Genomic DNA, 21,108 nt, shown 5'->3' with positions numbered 1-21,108 from the left:
AGAAGAAATAAGCCACCTAGAATGATTAATCCTATCAATTTCAAAACTATGCTCCTCCTTCCTATACGTAAAGCTGAACATTATCTTTCAGATATTCATTCAATATAGTGATGAAATTTAAAATCCCACTTTTGTATATCTATTAAAAATAACCTTCTACTCCTTATTATTCAAGTAAACTGCACCGTTAGTACAATAAGAAAAAAGAGCTGTCTAAAACAGCTCAATGATCTTTAACTAAACATCCGTTATTTTAATTACATTCCTTCACATATCTAACATATAAAATTGCATAATCTGAGTAAAAATAATAAAATCGTTTAATTTAGATAGATTAATAATTCATAATCTCATCCAAAAGTTAAATTGTTATTAAATTCAACCTACCATTGAAAACATCCAAGTTAATGTCATAATAATAAAAGCAGCAGCTATACACATCCAAAATATATTGCTTCTTGTAGATGCCTCACTATTATTAACAGTCTTTTTGATAAAACCTGTTAAGTTCAAGCAGAATACAATTGCAAAAACAGGATTAAGTAAAAATGAAAGTGCTAAAACAAAATCTATAAATTCCTCCACTTAATACACACCTCTATCCCCTTTATTTAACTAATCGACTATCTACATACTTTTTCTTTTCGGTGATATCGAAATTATAGCATTTGTTCTTCAACTAACCTGCGTCGTTCGTTCAATAAAAATGAGCTGCACATGCAACCTAATGTTCTTCGAGCAAAGCACCCCGTTAGCCATCCATGTAGCGCAAAAACCAGCACTCCATCACAGAAAATGAAAGATGATTAAGTTCTTTCATGGGAGTTTAAGAAGAACAGCTACGCTTATTCAACAAATACATTAATTCTGCATAAATCGGATTGTGTTCAGACAGTGGTCATCTGATTTTACATTTTTACCCATATCATCATATTACATAATACTCTACTTGAATTGAACTACTATATAAAATAATAATATATAAGCATTCCCTTAATTCCAGGTCATTATAATTTGCAAAGTTATCGATTTATGAGAGAATAGAATGCTAGAAAGGAAGATGTACGAATAATGACCACTTTACCTAAAATCACACCATTGTTTGATCCATGGGAAGCTTATTTAGATGTCGAACAGCATGGACAAATGACTCTATCAAATATTGAATTTACAACAACTACTCTATGTAATATGCGCTGTGCACACTGCGCAGTTGGTTATACATTACAAACTAAAGATCCAGATGCTTTACCAATCGAACTAATCACAAAGCGTCTCGATGAAATTCCACACTTAAAAACGCTTAGCATTACAGGCGGAGAGCCAATGATGAGTAAAAAATCTGTACAAAACTACGTACTACCACTATTAAAGTATGCGCATGCTCGAGGAGTCCGCACACAAATCAACTCAAACTTAACGTTGGAGCCAGAGCGTTATTTACTGATTGCCCCCTATTTAGATGTACTACATATTTCACATAACTGGGGTACTATCGACGAATTCGTTGAAACAGGCTTTGCTATGATGGAGCGAAAACCAACTTATGAACAACGTGCAGCTTTATTTCAACGCATGATTGATAACTCAAAAATGCTTGCAGAGCACGGTGTAATGGTATCAGCGGAAACAATGTTAAACAAAAAAACTCTACCATATTTAGAGCATATCCATAATCAAATCATCAACGAAATGAACTGTGCACGCCATGAAGTGCATCCGATGTACCCTTCAGATTTTGCAAGCGCTCTTACGTCTTTATCACTTGAAGAAACTCGTAAGGCGATTCATCATCTACTTGATGTTCGTGATAAAAACACTTGGATGCTATTTGGTACGTTACCTTTCTATCCATGTAGCACGAATGAAGAAGATCAAAAGCTCTTAAAACGACTAAGAGAAGAAAAAAACGTGACGATGCGTAATGATCCAGATGGTCGCTCTCGCTTAAATGTTAATATCTTTACAGGAGATGTCATTGTGACAGACTTTGGCGATACACCTGCTCTTGGGAATATTGTGAACGACGAGTTACCAGCAATTTTTGATAAATGGATGGCAACAGATTTAGCGAAATCACTAAACTGTCACTGTCCAGCAGTAAAATGCTTAGGTCCTAACGTTCTTGTTCAAAATATGTATTATAAAGATACGCAGTTTGTTAGTGGCTCTGCTAAATTGTAAAAGAATAAATGTCCAATGCAAATGTATGCATTGGACATTTTTTTCTAGGATTTATGAAATTTTCGCCTTAACAATAAATACTACTAAATATCCGAATATCGGGTAGCTTCAATTTGGTTAAAAAGTGATAGATAGAAAAATTATCTATACCTTTACTACTTTAATATGTGAGATCATTTTCTACGGCTAATACTTTCACCATTTGATCAGTAGGAGTCATTTAAACTTGCTAATTCTCTTTTAATGATTCTAGTACTTATTCACGAGTTTGAACTTTTTATTCTTTCAATTTCCTCTCTCGATATACCTAATAAATCCATTATATCTTCAATCGGTTCATGCAGTTTTAGTAATTTTTTCACTAACTCTATTTGTGCTTGTTTACGCCCTTGCTCTAATCCTTGTTCTCTCCCTTTATTGATTCCATCAATATAGCGAGCTTCTTCATCTAGGATATACTTTAAGCGGGACTGGTATGCAAGAATTGTTTCAGGGGTTTGACTAATTTCTTCCCATGTATCAAACGCTGCACGTAAGTTTTCATCTTTCATTGCTAACTCCTCCAATTCACGATATATCTCTGCATATACTTTCTTTTTACGACCATCGACCATACCAAGTAATAACAACCATCGAATTAAGATATCATCAAGTGCAACCAATTTTGCTTCATGCCAGAGAGTAATAAACTTGTTCATCTCGATAAAGTGGATTTCCAGAACATCTTCTTCTTGCATTAGCCTTGATAATGTACTGTCTTCATACATATGAAAAGTACTATGAAAATCTTTGTTATCTTTAAACATTGTAAAATTGCATATATTGATCGTAATTCACTGTAGCCCATACCTCTAACTAATTGGGAATCATACTTTTTTGCCCAATAATAGAGCGTTCTCTTTACAAAGAAGCTATGTCCACGTGCGGAACATAGCTTCTTTTTTGTTATTTTCTTCTACCATCGCATTATATTGTCTTAATTATTTGCTGTACTTCCTATTATAAGATTCATAGAGTTCCTTCGCTAGCAAATCCGAAGCCACTCTTGTTGTTTTGTAGGTTTTACGTAAGTACTCTTGCCGCTAATGCTGTGTCGTTCATATTAATTCCTTCGCAATTAGCTTATAAGTATTCATGCGACTTTCTAGTGCGTATTGATTGCAGTTTAGCATCACTTCGTCAAATCCATAATGCTCTTGCTCTGCTACTAAAAATTTAGCGATTTCCTTAGGAGTTCCGACAAGATTGGCTTTTCGATTATTGGCGATTGTCATTCTATCCAACTCCGTAAGTGGAAAATCCTTTGCTTCCTCAGGTGACATCGCTTGGATGATTTGTCCCTTCATGAGATGCAGACGTGTAATATCAATCGGCTTTGCCAAATATTCCGCTTCCTCTAGCGTATCTGCAACTGTCGCCGCATAGGTAACGATAATTTGAGGCTTCTCCATGTAATAGGAAGGTACAAAGTAATCTCTATACGTATCAAATATATCCTTTGACATATTGCCAGTGAAAAACTGTGCATATGAATAACCCACACCGAATCGTCCTGCCTGTATAGCGCTTTGACCGCTAGACCCAAGTAACCAAGCCTCAGGTAATTGGATATTAACTGGTGCCGCTATCACTTGATCATAGACATGCTCGCCTGTTTTTTGATTATTCATCAGTTTTAAAGTTATTTCGAGCTTATCGTATTGCTCAGTAAAATGTTGTCTTCGACCCTCTGCTAATGCATAAATAGAGGCATGGTCACCACCTGGGGCTCTGCCGACGCCAAAATCTATACGATTCGGTGCCAAGCCACTTAATGTTTTAAAAACCTCTGCCAGCTTATATGGAGAATAGTGCATCATCATAACGCCTCCAGTACCGATACGAAGACGTTTTGTTTTCGCCGCTAAGTAAGCCGCTGTAACTTCGGGAGCTGAACTTGCCAGTGAATGACTATTATGGTGCTCCGCTAACCACATACGATGATAGCCAAGTTCTTCACCTAAAAGCGCTATTTGTTCTGTACGCTGAAAGGCTTCCTCAGCGGTATGACCTTTTGGTATAGGCATTTGATCTAAAATACTTAATCTCATTGAAAACACCCTCTCTGTCTAAACACTCCCTTCTACTGTATTATAGGAAGATCTTTTTACAAAGCAAAAGACCTTACTCATAGGCGAGCCGCTTTGAATGCCATGTTTCATAAACCATGCCAATTAGCAACCGGTTTTGTACGGGGCTCAATACGACATCATTAAACTTCATTGCATATGCAGTAAATTTTTTTGTTTGTTCATCCACTACAAACTGTAAAATGGCATGGCCTCTCTCACCTTCAAATGTAATATCACCTGATAATTCGACAACATGCTCACCTGTTTTTGCCTGATAATATCGCCAATATGGTTCAAAAAATGCGTAATTAAATGCATTACGAACAGATACTTCTGAAAAATTCCCTAAATACCCTTCTTTTACTGTATCGATATACTCATTATCAGTTATATCTTTTTTAGCATTATATACAAATCCGACAAGTAGCCCCATAAACACAACACAAATAAATACTCTTACATGATTTCCTAAACTCAAATGTCATCACGTCCCCTTTACGCAAAAAACATCAACACCTACATAATACATCAAAATATACACATAAAGTAGAATATTTTCGCTTTTTATAGAATTTTAAAATATTCAAAAAGAGTTGATTATCGAAATTAATAGCGGAATATTATTTAAGCTATTTACAGTCACTTTTCATTTCGCTATTATCAGAATATTATTATAGAAAAGAGATGACCTACCGTGCCCTTTGATTTAGATGTAAATATTTTACTCATTCTTATTTTTTTTGGCTTTCTAGCCGCATTTATTGATTCTGTTGTAGGAGGCGGCGGACTTATTTCATTACCTGCTCTTATGTTTGTGGGTCTTCCACCATCTGCAGCAGTGGCAACTAATAAGTTAGCGGGCACTATGGGGTCATTAACGAGCACCATTACATTTTATCGCTCTGGAAAGTTGGATATTAAAGCGGTCTATAAATTGTTCCCTTTTGTATTTATAGGCTCCATGATTGGTGCATGGATTGTCCATCTTATGAACCCTAGCGTTCTAAAGCCGCTTATGCTTGTCATGCTAGCAGCTGTGGCTATTTATACTATTTTCAAAAAAGACTGGGGTAGCATTTCTACCTATAAAAAACTGACACCAAAGCGTTACGCACTTTTCGTAGTGATTATAACTTTAATCGGCTTCTATGATGGCTTTTTAGGACCAGGGACAGGCTCGTTTCTACTATTCGCCTTTTTAATGGTTGGCTTTGACTTTTTAAAATCAGCAGGAAATGCCAAGTTTTTGAATTTCGGAAGTAATATCGCTGCCCTTATTATGTTTATGTACTTAGGGCAAATAAATTATGCCTATGGTTTACCAATGGGACTTGCGCAAATTGCAGGAGCTATTGTTGGTTCTAAATTTGCCATTAAACGTGGTAGCGGGTATGTACGTAATTTATTTATCGTTGTAACAATTCTATTACTTTTGAAAAATACATATGACTATTTTTCATGATTCTTTATATTTAAAAAACGAAATAAAGCGGTGCAATTAATATAATTGCACCGCTTTATCGGTTTCGTATATATGTTGTTTTATGTAACACTACTTTAAAATCACAAGTGGTAGTTTATCGATAATATTGACTTTTACCTTTTTCTTTTACTGATACTCTTAGCTTCCAAAGCTCTTTAGCCAACTGAAATACTTCTTCATCATTCCCATCTTCAATCGCTACTTTTCTTGCCTTAAAAAGAGCATTTGCAGCAGGTGATAAATCAGGACAATCCACTACCCATTTTTTATAATCTTCTTTAAAAGGGGCTGTTTCGCTCCAAAGATAATTATGTTTTAAAAATGCTGTACCCACTGTATTTCTATTAAGCTCTTGTTTATATCGAAAAAGCTCTTTATCATCGTTACCTAATAATACTATTTGCTTACCATCTATAAATACAAGTGAAATATCTTCTTTTTTTAAGATAGTTTCATCATCTCTAAGTTTTAACATAACTTCCTCATCGTAAATAGTCATTTCTAAGCTTTCATGAAAAGAAAATAATGTCACCACAATTCCCACAAGCAATCCAAGAACCATTGTGATAAAACTTACCCATGCTCCATTATAAGATGCAATCAGATTTAAAGGCCCTTGGAAAGGTACCCACGGTAAAGTACTAGCCCATTTAGCAATACTCGGAAGAAACCAACCAAGCACTAAACCGATAAGTGGGAAACCAAGCCACAAAATCACTTTATCAGTTTTAGAAAAATTTAACAATGTATAATTATTATCCAAACTTTTAGCCATCATTTCACCTTTATCTATTTAATAATAGGTAAATAATAACACCAAATTAATATACTGTCAAAACGATTCGTTGTGTTCTAATCGCTTTCCCTCCCTGCATAAATTGAGCATTCTCATGGAAATTCCATCGTTCCCCATAGTTATTTCAATATCATGCTCCTTATAACACCCGGGTAAAACCATTTCCAATTGTAACCAGCTTACTCTTTCCCCTTTCTATGCAATAGCAAAAGGTTTATAATTTGCTATGATTTTTCACCAAAATAAAATGGACGGTAAAGTGAAACTTAAATCTGCGGAGGTTTTCTTATCCCCACTGATTTTTAGTCTTCACTATCGGGTTTTTACGGACAATTAATATAGGATAATGAACCAGTTACTTATCATTGATGTTAACAAAATAGAATAAGTTTTTTTACCTATCAACTTTTTTCCACCTTTCACACGTCTAGTAGTTGTATACAATTTGAAAATGTTAATAAAGGAGCTTCTTTGGACATGAAAACAAGAAATGCATTTCAACATGAAGAGATATTTGTCCAGTTAATTCGCGAACAGAAAGAGCGTTTTTATTTGCTCGCGTATAGCTATACGAAAAATGAACAGGACGCACTTGATGTTGTACAAGACAGTATTCAAAAAGCAATGCTTTCTCTCGATCGACTAGAAAATGTCGAGTATATGAAAAGCTGGTTTTATAAAATAGTCGTACGTACATCTATAGATTTTTTACGTAAGCATAAACGCTTACAAGTGACAGACGATGATACATTGCAATTTTTAACACCTGCACAAGAGGATGTCTACGAAAACGTTGATTTAGAGCATGCGTTAGATGACTTACCTGTAATGTATCGTGAAGTTGTTATATTACATTATTTTGAAGATTTAAAACTCGCTGATGTTGCAAATATACTTAACATTAAGCTGAGTACTGCTAAATCACGTCTTTATAAAGCATTAAAACTATTGAAAATACAGTTGGAAGATGTGAAGGGAGAAACAGCACATGGATGAAAAATTAAAAGAATTAAAAAAACAATATAATGAGGTATCTATTCCAAAGGAGCTTGATTTTGTGGTTGAAAATGCCTTAAAACAAGGTAAAAAGAAAAGAAAAAAACGAGCACCACAATGGTTACTTGGATCTGCAGCGGCTGCAATGCTTTTTACAGCTGGTTTAAATGTCAGTCCTGCAATGGCACGAACACTTTCAGATATTCCTGTTGTTGGTAGTGTCGTAAAAGTCTTAACATGGACTCAATATGAAGTAAAAGAAGAGACATATGATGCAGACATTAAAGTACCTTCTATCGAAAACCTAGAAAATAAAGATCTTGCTAATGCATTAAATGAGAAATACCGTTCAGAAGGTAAAGCTCTTTATAATGACTTTGTTGCCGAAGTTGGTGATTTAAAGGCTAACGGTGGGGGCCATTTAGGTGTAGATAGTGGCTACGACGTAAAAACAGATAATGACCAAATATTGTCGATTGGTCGTTACACTGTTAATACAGTTGGATCATCTTCTACAACGATGCACTACGATACAATTGATAAACAAAATGAGATTTTAATTACACTACCAATGCTATTTAAAGACAAAAGTTATATTAAAACTATCAGCCAAAACATTATTGAACAAATGCGTGAGCAAGCTGCATCCGACTCAGATAAAACATACTGGGTAAAAGGAGGAGGCATTCCTGACGAAGAGCTTTTTGACGAATTTAAAGTTATTAAAGCAGATCAACAATTCTATATTTCTGATAAAGGTAAGCTTGTTATCTCCTTCGATAAATACGAAGTAGCACCTGGCTATATGGGTGTAGTGGAATTCGAAATCCCTACCGATGTCCTAAAAAATGATCTTGTAAGCTCTAAGTATATTCATTAATCATTAGCGATAAAGTAGTGAAACTTTAATCCGTGGGGGTTTTCTCCCACGGATTTTTAGTTTTCATCAATCGGGCTTTTTACGGGCAGGGTTTCTCCCATCTCACTAAGAGGTATTTGACAATTCAATCGTCAGATACCTCGCTTTTTTCTAAAAAAAACTTGGACAATGGGCAATACGTTTATTAAAATTCTCCTTTTCAGAGTAGTTTATTACGCTTATAATCCTCTCACTTTTTGTCTAAGCTAAAATGTATCAATTAACGTTAGAGGGTTTTCATATGAAAGGTCTAGGATCGATTAGTATTTTACATGTTGTCTTCTTATCTATGACTGTTATTGGCTTAAAAAATCACGTGACAATTATTCCCCCACTACTCGACTTTGTAGGGAGAGATGGTTGGGCATCTGTATTAATGGCTACAGTTATTATATTCTTCTGGTTATTTCTTTTAGTTTATATACAAAAAAAGACGAATCAAGAACCTATTAGAGACTGGCTAGAAACGAAAATCGGGAAAATAGGATCTACAATTGTCATCTATATTATAGTTATTTATTTACTTATTCTAGCTGCATTTACAATGGTTGAAACATTACAATGGATAAGCTCAACGTTTTTACCTGAAACACCGTCTATATTTTTATTACTCATTTATACGATTCTGTGTGTTTTACTCGTTACAACTAGCTTACAAACCATGGTTATCTTAAATGTCTTTGTATTATTCGGTGTAGTAGTCTTTGGTTTTTTTGTAGCTTTTACAAATTTACAGGTAAAAGAATACGAGTTATTACGTCCATTTTTTGAGCATGGTTTCCAACCCGTTATAAAAGGGATGATTTACCCAGCATCAGGATTTATTGAATTAATAATACTGTTATTTTTACAGCATCAATTTAAAGAGCGCCTTCGTTGGTATCATTTTGGCATCATACTTATTATTTTAATGGGACTTACTTTAGGTCCACTCCTTGGAGCAATTGCAGAATTTGGTCCAACCGAAGCTTCCAAGCAAAGATATCCTGCATACGAGGAATGGGGCTTAGTATCGATTGGTCGCTATATTGAGCATCTTGACTTTTTCTCTATTTATCAATGGCTTACTGGGACATTTATAAGAGTTAGCTTCCTCTTATATGTAATAGCGGATTTATTGAAAATGACCGGGGACCCGAAGCAAATATGGAGAATGCTAGCTCCACCCTTTTTTATTCTTTGTCTACCGCTAATTATTTTAAATGAAAACATATTTTTGAGGGTGAAAGGGAACTATATATTAACAATTACTTTTATTTTCTTTTTTCTTCTGTCAATTTTTTTCGTCATAGTAGCGTTCTTTTCAGGTAAGTCTTCTAAGAAAGGACAATCTGAAAAACAAGAAATGGAAAGTGGTGAATCATAATGCCTCAGCAGGAGAAGGCTATAGACCTAAACACCTTAAAAAAACTATTTCAAAAATCAGGAGATATTCAATTTCAGGAATTTACTTTTAATCAAAAAAAGGTTCAATTCATTACCTGTGATGCGATGGTAGACCTGCAAATGCTCCATGAAGTCATTATTCGGCGTGTTCAATATCTTTATGACAATTTAGCTGATACATCCTTAGAAGAAAATATTACAAATCAACTTCATATTCCGACGCTTGAAAAAATCAAAGATATAGATGAAGCCATTAACTTTGTATATACTGGTTTCCTGCTGCTTTATTTTGAAGAGGAAGATCTTTTGTATGCTAGTTGTATTGCTAAAAAACCTAATCGAAATCCTGAAGAAACGAGGATGGAGGTTCTCGTTAAGGGACCAAGGGATAACTTTATTGAAGACATCCGTGTCAACATTGCATTAATACGAAAACGTTTACCTACAAATTCATTTTGTGTAGAAAAAATGGAGTTAGGCAAACGTTCAAAAACAAGCGTGGCTATTCTTTATTTCGATGATATTGTCGATATGGATATTTTACATGGAATTAAAAAACAACTGGCGGCTGTTGACACAGATATTATCTTTAGTGGAGATATCTTAATGGAGCGAATTAATAAAAACTCCAAGCTCTTCCCAAAATTTGATTACACGGGACGACCCGATTATGCTATTCAAGCTCTTGTTAGAGGACGCTTTCTAATTTTAGTCGATGGTGTAGCATATGGCGTCATCACACCTGTAAATTTATTTTTATTATTAAAATCCGCTGAGGATAATGAATTTCCTATCGTTTTCAGTTCTATAGAACGACTTTTGAGGATCCTTGGCATTTTAATCGGATTGTTATTGCCTGCATTTTGGCTCTCTCTAACGACATATCATCAAAATCAGCTACCATTCCAGCTTTTAGCAACAGTGGTCCAATCAAAAACAGGCCTACCTCTCCCCTCCTCTCTCGAAATGCTAATAATGTTACTAATGTTTGAATTGTTTCGAGAAGCGGGCTTACGTCTACCTTCTGTTATTGGTGGTACGATAAGCGTGGTTGGTGGTTTAATCATTGGTGATGCAGCCATTCGTGCAGGTGTGACAAGTCCAGAAATGATTGTGGTTATTGCGATTTCTACGATTGCATCATTTACTCTTGTGAACCAATCTCTAGTAACAACTATCAGTATATTGCGTGTAGCGTTCATTCTTGCCAGCGCTTTCTTTGGTTTATTTGGATTTTTCGTCTCACTGTACTTTACACTTCTTTACTTATGTAATATCCGGATCTATGGGTACTCTTACATGAATCTTGCAACAGATTTAAATTGGACAACTATTAAAAAATCGATCTTCCGCTTATCACCTAAAGGCTACGATGAACGTAATAAAGCACTTGCACCCCAAGATAACACTCGTTCTTCTAAAAGCAAGAAGAAGCAATAAAGAAAAAAATAATTTTTTTTTCAAGCTTAGCTACTTCACTACTTCTTTCAGGATGTTGGGATGTTACTGAAGCTCAAAGTGGAAAAAACTAGAGCAGGATGAGAAAATCTCATTAACACCTAATTCTATTAGTAAATTAAAAATTGACGTTAACAAATTAAATTCTGGCCGTAAAACATTTACAGGAACAATTAATGAATAATCTAAAAATATCCCCTCATATGTACATAACTATTTGAGAGGATATTTTAATTTTATTCACATTCCTTGTTTTTTACGCGACAGCGGCAAATGTTTTTTTGCGAAAGCGAAGCGGCAGCAACAAATGTTTTTTGTGCGAAAGCGAAGCGGCAGCAACAGATGTTTTTTGTGCGAAAGCGAAGCGACAGCGGGCAGGAAGTTGGCCACGCAGGCACTATCACAGTACGTGATGGTTTTAGCTTTAAGTTCCTCTATAGTTCCCTTTAGGATAGCTTTTCCTGACAACAATCTTCAAAACTTTTAACATATCTTCACATTTTGATTTGCATTTGACAATCAGCATGCTATAATTCATATATAAAGAATTGAATAGCTTTTGACATTTTTGTCAAAGGGGAGTAGCTAGCAGATGTAAATAAAGCATCTGATTTCACATTCGTCATTACATGGTTATTTACCATCGGGTGTGAAGGCATATCTTGGCGTACAGATATTCTGTACAATAACCAATTAATTAGCTTAGCAAGACCTTTGCCTATTTTTTAGGCAGGGGTCTTTTTATTTTGCCTAAAAAAGCAAAGACTAAGTTAAAAGCAGTTTATTCATTTCTGTTCAAAGTATAAAGGAGGAAATACATTTGGAGGCAATTATACTAGAATACGCATGGGTCCTCGTCGTATTAATTGTACTGGAAGGTTTATTAGCTGCCGATAATGCTGTTGTTATGGCCGTTATGGTTAAACATTTACCAAAACATCAACAGCAAAAAGCTTTGCTATATGGTTTAGTGGGAGCATTCGTTTTCCGCTTTGCTGCACTATTTCTTATTACAACGCTCGTTAACTTCTGGCAAATTCAAGCTCTAGGTGCTGCCTATTTATTAATTATGTCAACGAAGCATATTTATGATTCGCGAAAAGCCGCACAAAATCCCGAGGAAGTTCATGAGCCTAAAAAACAATCTGGTTTCTGGATGACTGTATTAAAGGTTGAGTTTGCTGACATTGCCTTTGCCATAGATTCAATATTAGCTGCTGTTGCCATTGCAGTTACATTACCTCATATCGGTAATTTTGATGTTGGCGGCATTAATGCGGGGCAATTTGCAGTGATGTTTTTAGGTGGTATTATCGGTGTTATTATGATGCGTTTCGCGGCTCGTTGGTTCGTGAAAATTCTCGATCAATTCCCATCACTTGAAACAGCTGCCTTCTTAATCGTTGGTTGGGTTGGTGTAAAGCTGGCTGTTCTAACATTAGCACACGAAAAACTAGGTATAATTCCACATGAATTCCCACACTCAACAGTATGGAAGGTTATTTTCTGGACTGTATTAATCGGTATTGCTCTTGGTGGATACTTAGTTGGTGTGAAAAACCAAAGAAAAAATGTAAAATAATCAAAAAACATTACCTGGTCTTAACGAAGACCAGGTATGTTTGTATCACCATATCAAGGATACTGTACTACAATAAGACATTAATACAATTTTTTTAAAAGTTGAATCTTTTTCTAATTTGACTCGTATGTTACTATATAGAAGTTATTTTACAAAACGAAAGGATTCTTCCATATGGCGTATGCTAAAAACCAAAACTTAAATAAAATTTTAAAACACTTTGCTTTTATGTGGGTATTGACAGTTGTCGGAATGTACATAGCAACATTATTACCCCCAGCAATTGTCATGCCGCTATCTATTATTACAATTGTACTTCTTATCATTGCCTGCTTTGTGCGAAGTCTGAAGCTTGCTAATTCCATTATGTATACAATCCCCTTTTTAATGGGAATATTATTATTTTGGACAACACAATTTTACATTGCGGAGCTAGGACAACAGCTTGTTTTACTTGTTTTCGTAGCAACCGTAGCTATTTTCATTGTGCTAGCACTAATTGGTATGATGATGAATAAAGACATTTCAAATTGGGGAAGCTATTTATTCACTGTCCTAATCGTCGTAATTGTATTTTCATTAGTCTTTATGTTTATCCCTGTTAGCAACATGGTTGCATTAATTATTGCGGGAATAACTGTACTACTTTTTAGTCTCTATACTGTTTATGACTTTAACCAAATCCGACATAATCACGTTTCAGATGCTGAAGTAGTAGGTATGGCTTTAAATCTTTACTTAGATTTCATTAATTTATTTGTCAATCTTTTAGAAGTCATTTGGCGTTTAAAAAATGAATTTGATTAAATTCCCTAATTGAGAATAAAAATCAATTGAATTGCAACACTACCCTTCTTCGCTGTATACTATAAGAGATGCAGTAGGTATTTACTGCAAAGGGAGGAAAACTTTTATGTTATCTGAAAAACTACACACAGCACTAAACGAACAAATGAATTTTGAATTTTACTCTGCGCATGCTTATATGGCAATGGCGGCATACTGCACAGATCAAGATTACGATGGCTTTGCCAACTTCTTTTTAGTACAGGCTGAAGAAGAACGCTTCCATGCGATGAAATTTTATAATTTCCTAAGTGATATGGGCTACCGTGCAACAATCCATGGCTTCGACAGCCCAGATAATCATTTCGAGTCTATTTTACATGCCTTCAAAACTGGCCTTTCACACGAGAAAGAAGTAACTCGCCGTATTTATCATTTATCGGATATCGCTTTAGATGAACGCGAGCATGCGACAATGGCTTTCTTAAAATGGTTTATTGATGAGCAGGTAGAAGAAGAATCAACATTCGACACGTTAATACGTAAAATTGAACGTATAGAAAATGATTCTAACGCTATCTTTATGCTTGACGCTGAGCTAGCGACACGTTCATTTACACCAGATGCTGAAGCATAAAATTAATTAGCCGAATTACAAGAAGCTACTACGTTTCCTAAAGATTTTTCTCGGAAACATAGTAGCTTATTTTTTGTAGATTCAAGCTTATCTTCAACCTTCTCTTTTCTTCTTTATAGTAATATAGGTTCTCGAATTTCTCCATCGAATGCAGCACGATAAATAGTATAGATATCTTCTCGCTTAAGCGGCATCGGACTACGTGCTAAGATTCTTGTTTGCTTTGTCGCATCATCAGTTAGTTGTTCCAGTGCTAACTCTGGTATATTAAATCCTTTTAATGTTGACGGAATATTAACATCTTGAACAAGTTGCTTTAATGCATCTACACATTTAGAGGAAGCCTCTTCTTGCGATAAATATGCAGATGAAATACCCATTGCATCTAAAATATCTTTCATACGTTTTTCGCAACTTTGACGAATATAACCCATTACATATGGTAATAGAACTGCATTGGAGTCTCCATGAGCAATATGGAACTGGCCACCAAGTGGATAAGCTAAAGCATGTACTCCTGCAACACCTGCATTGAAAAACGCTAATCCAGCCAAATAACTGCCATAACTCATATCCGAACGAGCCTGCTTATTTTGACCGTCATGCACAGCAGTCCGGATAGAGCCACTAATTAATTTAATGGCTTGTAGTGCAAGTCCATCAGTTACTTCATTGGCATTTACAGAAACATAGGCCTCTATTGCATGTGTTAAAGCATCTACACCTGTAGCAGCGGTCACTTTTGGTGGTAGAGAAATCGTTAACTCAGGATCTACAATGGCGACATCTGCTAATAAGTAATCATGTGTAACAACATCCTTAGTTGTTTCAAGTGACAGTACTGAAATATTTGTCACTTCTGATCCTGTTCCAGATGTAGTTGGGATTAAAATCTTCGGTAACCCTTTATTTTCAAGAGATTTTGTTCCTGTTAAATTTAAGTAATCTGCCACTTTTCCATCATGTGTTGCTAAAACCGCAGCAAGCTTCGTTAAGTCTAATGCACTTCCACCGCCTAAACCAATTACTAAATCAAAATGATTCTGTCTTGTAAATTCAACTAGTTTTTCACCAATTGCGAGCGGTGGCTCAGGGGCAATATCGGTATAAATAGTCGTTGAGTACCCATTGTCTAGTAAAGGCTTCTCAATACTATCTGTTAAACCTAACTCTTTTAAAAATGGATCAGTGATAATTAATATATTATTTGCTTTGAATTTTTCTACTTCTAGTAGTAGCTGATTCAAACAACCCCAGCCTGTATAGCTTATAGGGGTAAAGGTTAATTTATGCATAATTATTCTACTCCTATCTATTCATAATAGTCTTCTGCCTATTTTCTATATGACTAATGATTAATTGTTATTCCAAATCACTAGCTTCATTTCAGTCATTTCCTCTACTGCATATTTGATTCCTTCTCGACCGGTTCCGCTTTCTTTAACGCCACCATATGGCATATGGTCCACACGGTATGTCGGGACGTCATTTATTATGACACCTCCGACTTGTAATTTCTTCGAAGCTTTAAAGGCCGTCTCAATTGAGGGTGTAAAAATCCCTGCTTGTAAGCCATAATTTGAATCATTAACAGCATCAATTGCTTCTTCTACTGATGAAACAGTATTGACAATAACTACAGGTGCAAATATTTCCTCACAAGATACACGGCTAGTAGAAGATACGTTAAATAACACTGTTGGAAGTAAAATATTGTTTTCAATACGACCACCTGTAAGTACTTCCGCACCTTCTGCTAACGCTTCGTTTATCCATGTGACAGCTCGCTGCTGCTCAGTTTCTGAAATCATCATGGATAAATCTGTTGTTGCATCAAGTGGGTCCCCTATTGTTAAGCGTTCTACTTTCTCTTTTAGTTGCTCTAAAAATTCATCAATTATTTTCTCATTTACATATATACGCTGTAGGGAGATGCAAACTTGACCTTGATTTGAAAAAGCTCCCATAACAATTCGATCCATGATTTTATCGAGTTGAACCCCTTCATCAACAATAACACCAGCATTTGAACCAAGTTCTAATGTAACTTTCTTTAAGCCAGCTCGATTGCGAAGAGAAATACCTACTTCAGGACTCCCTGTAAATGTAACCATCTTTACTTTTGGATGTGCTAAAAATGCATCCCCTACTAGTTTTCCTTGTCCGGTTGCTATGTTAAATGCACCTGCTGGTAAATTTGTTTGTGCCAATAGTTTTGCTAAAAAATGAGCAGATAATGCTGTTTGTGTTGCAGGTTTCAAAACGATCGTATTTCCGGCTGCTAATGCTGGTCCAACTTTATGGGCTACTAAATTTTGCGGAAAATTAAACGGTGTAATGGCCGCAATAACGCCCAATGGTTCGTGAATTGTATAACCAAATCGACCCTCTCCACTTTTAGATGCATCCATCGGAATCATTTCACCAGATAGCCGCTTCGCTTCTTCTGCTGCAAATTTGTAAGTTTCAATCGTTCGATCAATTTCAGAATACGCATATTTTAACGGCTTTGCTGATTCTAGTGAAATAATTCTTGCTGCCTCTTCTCGATTTTCGGCAAATAGATCAGATAGTTGTTCTAAAATCTCTGCTCTTTGAAATGCTGTTAAGTCTGCCATTTCTGATTCTGCTGCATGAGCACTTTCAATTGCATGCTGTATATCATCTTCAGTTGCCATAGCAAATTGTGCTATTACCTCTTTTGAGTAGGGGGCATAAACCTCCACATATTCATTTGTCATTTGCCATTGTCCATTAATAAATAAACCTTTTTTCAAGATTTACTCACTCCTCCCTCTAAATGGTTACGTATTCATTTCTGAAAATAAGAAAATGAATACGTAACCATTTTGGTGTAAAAAACAAACTGATGTTTATCAGTTCATTTTTTACACGTCGTATTTCTTGGGAAGAGTTTAACAGATTCTGTTTGCTGGATGCAAGCACTTTTATTCTCCATTACCTCAAATAATTTTTCAATAGCAATAAATCCGAGGCTCTTTTCAGATTCTAAGCCTACTGTTGTTAAGGCAATCGAATGGTGTTTACTAAGCTCCACATTATCAATGCCAATAACATTAAAATCTTTAGGGACATGAAAGCCCCTTTCTAAACAAAGATTTAATATTTCAATGGCGATTGCATCTGTTGCTGCACAAATAGCTGTAGGTTTTTTAGGGAGCTCAAGCATTTCTTCAAAAGCTCGTTTAATATCGTCTTTGTTAGTATTTGTAAAAAATATCGGTAATGTTTTCGCATCTATACCGTTATCCTTTAATGCATTATTAAAGCCCTTGTACCTTTCATAAAAAGTACTTATTTCATGTGGACCGCCTATCCAACATATATCTCGATGACCTAAAGATAAAATATGATTCGTCGCTATATAGCCTGCTTCCACATTATCAATCTCTACAAAATGCCTATTTTCCTGATGCTTACGATTATACATAATAAATGGGATACCTAGTTTTTCAAGCTTGAAAAATAGGTCATCTTTGTATAACATAGACGATAAAATAATCGCATCAGCCTTCGTTTCCAAAACAGAATTATAAATGGAATCTATATTATCTTCCGTCCCAAAATAGACATTTACTTTATAGCCGCGAGCGTTAACATAATTGACAATTGCAGTTGTCGTATCAACAAAAAAAGGATTATGTAAAGGCCCTGAAATCAATGTAATAATGCCTGTTTTTTTCTGAACAAGCGATCTTGCAATATCATTTGGAATATAGTTTAATTCTTCAATTGCCTTCATTACTTTTTCAATTGTTTTCGGCTTTACGAGCTCAGGAGTATTTAACACTCTTGAAACAGTTGTTTGAGAGACACCCGCATATTTTGCCACATCTTTTGAAGATACCAAAAAACCACCCACTTCATCTTTGTATGCCTATTTTATATCATTACAGAAATAATGTTAATAGATAGGGTCCGTGCTTCCTTTAGTAGCTATAAGAAAAAAGCCTTATTTAGTTTTATATTGCGTCATTTAATCCTGAATAACGGAAAACTTCAAACTACATAATCAGAACCACCAGTCTAACTGGTGGTTTGCTCTACGCGTGAAACGCTGGGGTACTGGCCCATGTCTAAAGACACACTGAAAGGTCCGCCAACCGCACTCCGTTTTCACGCTACCACTAAAGTGGTTTTATTATTTTCGCTTTTTTACTTGTATTTCTTCTCCTGTAAATGGATCAATGAATTCTTTCATGGTCATTTGATCCTCAAGTATATCCTCTTGCAATTGATTCTTTATATATTCTTGTATAATTTTTCTGTTTCGTCCTACTGTATCTACATAATACCCGCGACACCCAAACTTCCTATTCCCATATTTGTATTTCAGGTTCGCATGCCGATCGAATATCATTAAACTACTCTTCCCTTTTAAATAGCCCACAAACGATGAAACACTTATTTTTGGTGGAATACTCACCAACATATGAATATGATCAGGACAGGCTGTAGCTTCAATGATTTCCACTCCTTTTCTTTCACATAACTGGCGAAGAATTCTACCTACATCTGCTTTGATTTGTCCATAAATAATCTGCCTTCTATATTTTGGCGCAAAGACGATGTGATACTTACAATTCCATGTCGTGTGTGCTAAACTTTTATTATCCATTTGGAGCCCCTTTCGTACGAAGTCGGTTGACCAGACCTGATTTCATTGTACGACCGGGGTTTTTTTCTTGTCCATAGCTAGAAGCTCTTTGGAACCCCTCGCATAGCAAGGGGTTTTCAAAAGATACAAAAAAAACGTTCTAAAAGTATAAATTACTTTTAGAACATTTTCTTTTATGTCTATTCTTCATATTGAACATCAAGTTTTTTCGGTATTTCTGGTATATCGTTTGATTTTACATCTACTTCTGCTAAAGCTAGCGTATGTAATGGATATTTTTTCTGAACATCGAAAGGAATCGCGGTGTTCTCCATTTTATTGTTCATTTGACTGCGTGCAAGTAGACCATTATTCGTCAGGTCAATGCTCATAATGCTATTAATTGTTTCTTTCAGCATTTCAATATCCTTTGCTTTCAGTGGCATTTGCTCGTCCATTATAAATGGTTGAATATTTTCTTTAATGTAGCCCTGCGCTTCAATCAAACAAGAAAATTCATTTAATTTATTTGCGTATAACTTTAATTGGCGCTTTTCCTTTAAACGTTGGTGATTTAGCTCTTGCACTTTTTGCTCAGTACGTTCCAAACGTTTTTTCGTTATTTCCATAAGATAACTTTGTATTGAATGAATGGACTGAAGCATTACGGCCTCCGCTTCTTGCACTTTTTCAAATTGTGCAATACAAACAACTTGTTGCTCATTTAGCTTGAGAACACGTTCCTTGAAAAATCCATTTTGTGTATGCTGACCAAAAATAGCCTTCATAAGACCTTTTCCGTGAATTTTTTTATGCTGGGCATCCAATCGGTCATATTCACGCATATATTCACTATGCATATTACGATATTCTCGTAACATTTGTTGATAAAAAACAGCCTTTTCTGTAAAGCTTTCCACGATTTCATCTTGTAAATAATCATTTTGTGAAATGGTTTGTAAAAGTTGGTATAATGTTTGAACATTTTTAAATACATTGGCAACCTGCTTGTATTCTTGCTCATATTCCGTCACAATCGCTAAATCACGTTGATAACGTGAAAATTCGTATTGTGAATCGCCTGCATATTTTTCAATGTTCTCAACCGCAGATTGGAATGGATCTCTTTGTGGAATAACAGTTAATTCGAAGCGGAATCGTTCAAGCCATTGCAAGAAGCGAATTAAAATGCCGTACGTTTTCTTATCACTATTTTCTGCTACTCGATGAATTTCTGATATTAATTGCTCATACTGACTTTTCTCCCAAAGCTCCTCACAATTAGTCTGTTTAGCTTCAATCGCTTCTCTTGCAGAGATAGCAACAAAATCACTTATTAAATGTCCAAATCGTTCTCTCTCAGAATTAATAAACGCTTTCGTATTTTCATTTGAATCTATGGCATTGATGACACAAAGAGGCTCTACACCTTTGTTTTTTAAAGTTTCCATCAATAATATTTCAGGGTAAATAGCCATAGAACCTGAGCGTAATACCCAAAAGATTTCGTCAACACGGTTCATCAATGCTTCCGGGAAGTAAGCCATCTCTCCTCCCCCAGCTTCCAATGAAACAGAATCAATAATTGTCACTGATTTTAATAAATCATTTTTCAAATATACTTCTAGGTAATCTAAATGTTCTCGTAGTATTTGAGATGCAAAAGTATCGCTAGTTGTCAATATTTCTAGCTTGCTCATATCGAATATTGCTACAACGCCATCTAAAAAATACGCCTTTATTTCCTCATTTTCACCGTATCGCAAAAATGTATTTACCCCTGTTGGATGCTGATCACTAACAGGCAAAACCTGTCGTCCTAAAAGCCCATTCACAAGTGTTGTTTTTCCAACACGCTCTTTCCCAACAATAAGAATCATCGTTTCGTTGTTAGCATCTTGAATGATACGATTTAAGTGTTTAGCTGTATCTTTTACATATGTATTTTGTACAATAATGCCATGTAATTGTCGCAAATGATCAACAAGCTGTGGCAAAATATTATTCGCTGAGGCTGTATATTCGATCGGCACATTATCAATATTTGTCATCCCCAAAACCTCTTTTCTATGTATCTAAAGTTATTATAAAGGAAAATATTCTTTTTTTAATACATAGTACTAAGAATCAATGACAAAAAAGGACAATATAC

The 21,108-nt window shown here is 35.4% G+C and carries 18 protein-coding genes and 1 pseudogene; 9 read left to right on the top strand and 10 right to left on the bottom strand.

Features of this window, described 5'->3' with window-relative positions:
* Positions 1-378: 378 nt before the first annotated feature.
* Positions 379-585, bottom strand: a complete 207-nt coding sequence (locus tag JNUCC51_RS22150; protein ID WP_337989789.1) for a hypothetical protein — start codon at positions 583-585, stop codon at positions 379-381.
* Between the two features lie 486 nt (positions 586-1,071).
* Here JNUCC51_RS22150 and yfkAB point away from each other — a divergent pair, with 486 nt between their 5' ends.
* On the top strand, positions 1,072-2,184 hold the full coding sequence (gene yfkAB / locus JNUCC51_RS22145) for a radical SAM/CxCxxxxC motif protein YfkAB (RefSeq protein WP_337989788.1): 1,113 nt from the start codon (positions 1,072-1,074) through the stop codon (positions 2,182-2,184).
* A gap of 260 nt (positions 2,185-2,444) precedes the next feature.
* Here yfkAB and JNUCC51_RS22140 read toward each other — a convergent pair.
* The 3 genes and pseudogenes from JNUCC51_RS22140 to JNUCC51_RS22130 all read right to left on the bottom strand — a co-directional run bounded on the left by JNUCC51_RS22140 (position 2,445) and on the right by JNUCC51_RS22130 (position 4,773).
* Positions 2,445-3,133, bottom strand: a pseudogene (locus JNUCC51_RS22140) (Rpn family recombination-promoting nuclease/putative transposase).
* Positions 3,134-3,281: 148 nt separating this feature from the next.
* Entirely contained in the window at positions 3,282-4,274 is a 993-nt protein-coding gene (locus JNUCC51_RS22135; RefSeq protein ID WP_337989787.1) for an LLM class flavin-dependent oxidoreductase, read from the bottom strand.
* Between the two features lie 73 nt (positions 4,275-4,347).
* The gene (locus JNUCC51_RS22130; protein WP_100543792.1) at positions 4,348-4,773 is read right to left on the bottom strand and encodes a hypothetical protein; all 426 of its coding nucleotides are present in this window, start codon (positions 4,771-4,773) and stop codon (positions 4,348-4,350) included.
* A gap of 216 nt (positions 4,774-4,989) precedes the next feature.
* Here JNUCC51_RS22130 and JNUCC51_RS22125 point away from each other — a divergent pair, with 216 nt between their 5' ends.
* Positions 4,990-5,757 (top strand): TSUP family transporter, encoded by a 768-nt coding sequence (locus tag JNUCC51_RS22125; RefSeq protein WP_337989786.1) that lies wholly within the window; start codon positions 4,990-4,992, stop codon positions 5,755-5,757.
* A 115-nt stretch (positions 5,758-5,872) separates the two neighbouring features.
* On the opposite strand, the gene JNUCC51_RS22120 is transcribed toward JNUCC51_RS22125, so the two are convergent.
* Positions 5,873-6,553 (bottom strand): YqeB family protein, encoded by a 681-nt coding sequence (locus JNUCC51_RS22120; protein ID WP_337989785.1) that lies wholly within the window; start codon positions 6,551-6,553, stop codon positions 5,873-5,875.
* A 498-nt stretch (positions 6,554-7,051) separates the two neighbouring features.
* On the opposite strand from JNUCC51_RS22120, the gene sigV reads away from it, so the two are divergent.
* From sigV to JNUCC51_RS22085, 7 genes are all read left to right on the top strand, one after another.
* Positions 7,052-7,570 (top strand): RNA polymerase sigma factor SigV, encoded by a 519-nt coding sequence (gene sigV, locus JNUCC51_RS22115; RefSeq protein ID WP_337989784.1) that lies wholly within the window; start codon positions 7,052-7,054, stop codon positions 7,568-7,570.
* A complete protein-coding gene (rsiV, locus tag JNUCC51_RS22110) occupies positions 7,563-8,450 on the top strand; it encodes an anti-sigma-V factor RsiV (protein ID WP_337989783.1) in 888 nt (295 codons plus the stop codon). Before sigV ends, rsiV begins: the two co-directional genes overlap by 8 nt.
* Before the next feature lie 280 nt (positions 8,451-8,730).
* A complete protein-coding gene (locus JNUCC51_RS22105; protein ID WP_337989782.1) occupies positions 8,731-9,855 on the top strand; it encodes an endospore germination permease in 1,125 nt (374 codons plus the stop codon).
* A complete protein-coding gene (locus JNUCC51_RS22100) occupies positions 9,855-11,315 on the top strand; it encodes a spore germination protein (protein WP_337989781.1) in 1,461 nt (486 codons plus the stop codon). Before JNUCC51_RS22105 ends, JNUCC51_RS22100 begins: the two co-directional genes overlap by 1 nt.
* Positions 11,316-12,153: 838 nt before the next feature.
* Positions 12,154-12,915 (top strand): TerC family protein, encoded by a 762-nt coding sequence (locus JNUCC51_RS22095; protein WP_337989780.1) that lies wholly within the window; start codon positions 12,154-12,156, stop codon positions 12,913-12,915.
* Positions 12,916-13,089: 174 nt separating this feature from the next.
* On the top strand, positions 13,090-13,722 hold the full coding sequence (locus JNUCC51_RS22090; protein WP_157804255.1) for a Bax inhibitor-1/YccA family protein: 633 nt from the start codon (positions 13,090-13,092) through the stop codon (positions 13,720-13,722).
* Between the two features lie 106 nt (positions 13,723-13,828).
* Positions 13,829-14,338, top strand: coding sequence for a ferritin (locus JNUCC51_RS22085; protein WP_100543800.1), 510 nt, complete (start codon positions 13,829-13,831; stop codon positions 14,336-14,338).
* Between the two features lie 113 nt (positions 14,339-14,451).
* Here JNUCC51_RS22085 and JNUCC51_RS22080 read toward each other — a convergent pair whose 3' ends face one another.
* From JNUCC51_RS22080 to JNUCC51_RS22060, 5 genes are all read right to left on the bottom strand, one after another.
* Positions 14,452-15,633, bottom strand: coding sequence for an iron-containing alcohol dehydrogenase (locus tag JNUCC51_RS22080; protein ID WP_337989779.1), 1,182 nt, complete (start codon positions 15,631-15,633; stop codon positions 14,452-14,454).
* A gap of 60 nt (positions 15,634-15,693) precedes the next feature.
* Positions 15,694-17,115: an aldehyde dehydrogenase family protein gene (locus JNUCC51_RS22075; protein WP_337989778.1), complete on the bottom strand. Its 1,422-nt coding sequence runs from the start codon at positions 17,113-17,115 to the stop codon at positions 15,694-15,696.
* 104 nt (positions 17,116-17,219) lie between these two features.
* On the bottom strand, positions 17,220-18,209 hold the full coding sequence (locus tag JNUCC51_RS22070) for a LacI family DNA-binding transcriptional regulator (RefSeq protein WP_337989777.1): 990 nt from the start codon (positions 18,207-18,209) through the stop codon (positions 17,220-17,222).
* A gap of 291 nt (positions 18,210-18,500) precedes the next feature.
* Positions 18,501-18,977 (bottom strand): IS200/IS605 family transposase, encoded by a 477-nt coding sequence (gene tnpA, locus JNUCC51_RS22065; protein WP_337989776.1) that lies wholly within the window; start codon positions 18,975-18,977, stop codon positions 18,501-18,503.
* A gap of 179 nt (positions 18,978-19,156) precedes the next feature.
* Complete coding sequence (locus JNUCC51_RS22060) at positions 19,157-21,007, bottom strand: dynamin family protein (RefSeq protein WP_337989775.1); 1,851 nt, start codon at positions 21,005-21,007, stop codon at positions 19,157-19,159.
* Positions 21,008-21,108: the final 101 nt, after the last annotated feature.

It is taken from the genome of Lysinibacillus sp. JNUCC 51 (genome assembly GCF_015999525.1).
Taxonomy (GTDB): domain Bacteria; phylum Bacillota; class Bacilli; order Bacillales_A; family Planococcaceae; genus Lysinibacillus; species Lysinibacillus xylanilyticus.
The sequence above is the reverse complement of the archived record's forward strand: the minus strand, read 5'-3'. Positions and strand labels throughout refer to the sequence as shown.

Excerpts from the sequence above, each read along its gene's own strand:
- rsiV (WP_337989783.1), top strand. The coding sequence starts at position 7,563 with ATGGATGAAAAATTAAAAGAATTAAAAAAACAATATAATGAGGTATCT.
- JNUCC51_RS22135 (WP_337989787.1), bottom strand. The coding sequence starts at position 4,274 with ATGAGATTAAGTATTTTAGATCAAATGCCTATACCAAAAGGTCATACC.
- JNUCC51_RS22060 (WP_337989775.1), bottom strand. The coding sequence starts at position 21,007 with ATGACAAATATTGATAATGTGCCGATCGAATATACAGCCTCAGCGAAT.
- JNUCC51_RS22080 (WP_337989779.1), bottom strand. The coding sequence starts at position 15,633 with ATGCATAAATTAACCTTTACCCCTATAAGCTATACAGGCTGGGGTTGT.
- JNUCC51_RS22085 (WP_100543800.1), top strand. The coding sequence starts at position 13,829 with ATGTTATCTGAAAAACTACACACAGCACTAAACGAACAAATGAATTTT.
- JNUCC51_RS22120 (WP_337989785.1), bottom strand. The coding sequence starts at position 6,553 with ATGGCTAAAAGTTTGGATAATAATTATACATTGTTAAATTTTTCTAAA.
- JNUCC51_RS22090 (WP_157804255.1), top strand. The coding sequence starts at position 13,090 with ATGGCGTATGCTAAAAACCAAAACTTAAATAAAATTTTAAAACACTTT.
- JNUCC51_RS22100 (WP_337989781.1), top strand. The coding sequence starts at position 9,855 with ATGCCTCAGCAGGAGAAGGCTATAGACCTAAACACCTTAAAAAAACTA.
- tnpA (WP_337989776.1), bottom strand. The coding sequence starts at position 18,977 with ATGGATAATAAAAGTTTAGCACACACGACATGGAATTGTAAGTATCAC.
- JNUCC51_RS22105 (WP_337989782.1), top strand. The coding sequence starts at position 8,731 with ATGAAAGGTCTAGGATCGATTAGTATTTTACATGTTGTCTTCTTATCT.
- sigV (WP_337989784.1), top strand. The coding sequence starts at position 7,052 with ATGAAAACAAGAAATGCATTTCAACATGAAGAGATATTTGTCCAGTTA.
- yfkAB (WP_337989788.1), top strand. The coding sequence starts at position 1,072 with ATGACCACTTTACCTAAAATCACACCATTGTTTGATCCATGGGAAGCT.